Here is a 2358-nt window from a genome sequence, read left to right on the forward strand (position 1 = left end):
CGTATCCGCCCGAGCAAGTGCATATTTCATAATATAATGTAAGGAAGTAAGTTTGCTTGAAATAATAAAGAGATGAGCAAACAAGAAATTATGTACTCTCATGTAGAGGATTGGCAAATAAGTGGATTAACACAATCCAAGTATTGTGAAAGTGTTGGAATTAAGTTAGCGACATTTAGTTATTGGGTAGTAAAGTTTAAGAGTGAAACAGAGCGAGAATGCTCAAGTAACTTTATAGCAATAGGTAAAACACCTAAAACAGAAGGTAAAGAATACGAAATTGTATACCCTAATGGAGTGAAACTTCATGTAGAAACAAAAGACTTAAGTGAACTCTATTCATTAGTAAACCTTGTGTAATGTTTAGTCTGAGTAGTAGTCATCAATTCTACTTGTATAAATCAGCTTGTGATATGCGCAAGAGTTTCGATAGTCTATGTGGTCTTGTTCAAAACGAGCTTAATCAAGTCGCTCATAATGGAAGTGTCTACGTGTTTATTAATCGTCGATGTAATCAGATGAAACTCTTACACTGGGAAACAGGTGGTTTTGTGTTATATCACAAGCGATTAGAACAAGGTACTTTTGCTTTTCCTATTCATAATCGGACTCAAATCAGTTGGAGTGATTTGGTACTTATGATTGAAGGAATACAAGTGATAAAAAGTAGTCAAAAAAGGCGGTTTTCCATGAGATAAAACAGCCTTAATTCTTGTATAAGTAAGGCTTTTGACGTATATTTACTTCATGGAAATAGACTTAGAAAACTTATCGAAACAAGAACTTTTGGCACTTATAAAACAGCAGTCAAAAACTATTTCCAAGCAAGAAAAAGTAAATACTAAGTTAGAGAAGAAAACTATTAGCTTAGAAGAAAAGACCTCTAAACTAGAAGAAAAAAATACAGAACTGGAATATCGTGTAAAGCTACTTGAGCGCATGAAGTTCGGTCAAAGCCGAGAACGTTTTGAGGATCCCAATCAAACTCAATTACCTTTAGATGTTGAACAAGCAGTCTTAGAGGAACAAGAAGAAGTAATCAAACAAGAGATTACCTACTCTCGTGAGAAAAAGAAACATCCAGGACGAGCTAAACTACCAGATCATTTACCCGTAGAAGAAATAGAAATACATCCTGAGGGAGATTTATCTGATATGATTTGCATTGGTAAAGAAACTACAGATGTGTTAGATTATGTTCCTGGTTACTTTAAAATCAAGCGTTACATCCGATATAAATACGCTACTAAAGGTAAAGACAACACTCAAATTAGTATTGGTGAGCTTCCTGAGCGAATTATAGATAAAGGAATCCCTTCAGAGGGATTATTATCCACAATACTTGTAGATAAATATGTTGACCACCTTCCTCTTTATAGACAAAAGCAACGCTTTTCCAGAGAAAACATCGATATAGCTTCTTCTACAATAGATGGTTGGGCGGCTCAAAGCATGGATGCTTTAAAGCCACTATACCAAAAGCTGGTGATGGACATCAAAAACGAAGGTTATCTCCAAGTTGATGAAACCACCATCAAAGTCTTAGATGAGAAAAAGAAAGACAAAACTCATCTTGGCTACTATTGGGTGTATCACGCACCTATATCCAAGCTTGTAATGTTTAATTACAGTCCTACTCGTAGCGGTAGTGCTGCACTGCCTATATTAAAAAACTTCAAAGGATATCTGCAAACTGATGGATTTAGCGGCTACCAAGCCTATGGAAATAAGTCAGATGTTACACATCTTGCTTGTTGGGCACATGCTCGACGTGAATTTGAAAAAGCTTTAGATAACGATAGAAAAAGGGCGCAGCATGTACTAGTAGAAATACAGAAGTTATATGCTATAGAGAGAAAAGCTAAAGAACAAAACTTAGCTCCTGACCAAATCAAAGAACTTCGTCTAGATGAAAGTTTACCAATCATCAACAAGCTTGGTAAATATATGATTGCTCAGATGAATCTCACCTTACCTCAAAGTAGAATAGGTAAAGCTTTTGCGTACTCTCAAAAAAGATGGAGTAATCTAAGTGATTACTTACACAATGGAAACTTGCAGATAGACAATAATCTTGTTGAAAATGTAATCAGACCTGTAGCAATTGGTCGTAAAAACTATCTCTTTGCCGGTTCTCATGATGCAGCACAAAGAGCAGCTATGGCCTATACGTTTTTTGCTAACTGCAAAAAGCATGACATTAATCCATATCAATGGCTAAAGTATGTTCTTGAAAATATTCAATCCATCAACCACAAGAATATCGCTGACTTATATCCTCATAATTACAAGAAACTTATCCTGGATAATGTAGAAGAATAATTAGATCTCACTAGATGTACTTGCTCGGGTGCATAC

3 protein-coding genes are annotated in these 2358 nt (G+C 35.5%); all 3 read left to right on the plus strand.

Annotation, left to right across the window (positions count from 1 at the left end; all coding sequences use genetic code 11):
- The first annotated feature begins 72 nt into the window (after positions 1-72).
- Genes tnpA through tnpC form a run of 3 tightly spaced genes read left to right on the plus strand, consistent with a single transcriptional unit; the run spans position 73 to position 2322 of the window.
- Entirely contained in the window at positions 73-360 is a 288-nt protein-coding gene (gene tnpA, locus RT228_RS17915; RefSeq protein WP_158960359.1) for an IS66 family insertion sequence element accessory protein TnpA, read from the plus strand.
- Positions 360-698, plus strand: a complete 339-nt coding sequence (tnpB, locus tag RT228_RS17920) for an IS66 family insertion sequence element accessory protein TnpB (protein ID WP_071307249.1) — start codon at positions 360-362, stop codon at positions 696-698. Before tnpA ends, tnpB begins: the two co-directional genes overlap by 1 nt.
- 49 nt (positions 699-747) lie before the next feature.
- Complete coding sequence (gene tnpC, locus RT228_RS17925; protein WP_286468508.1) at positions 748-2322, plus strand: IS66 family transposase; 1575 nt, start codon at positions 748-750, stop codon at positions 2320-2322.
- Positions 2323-2358: the final 36 nt, after the last annotated feature.

The organism is Myroides sp., assembly GCF_032073645.1.
Lineage (GTDB): Bacteria > Bacteroidota > Bacteroidia > Flavobacteriales > Flavobacteriaceae > Flavobacterium > Flavobacterium odoratimimum.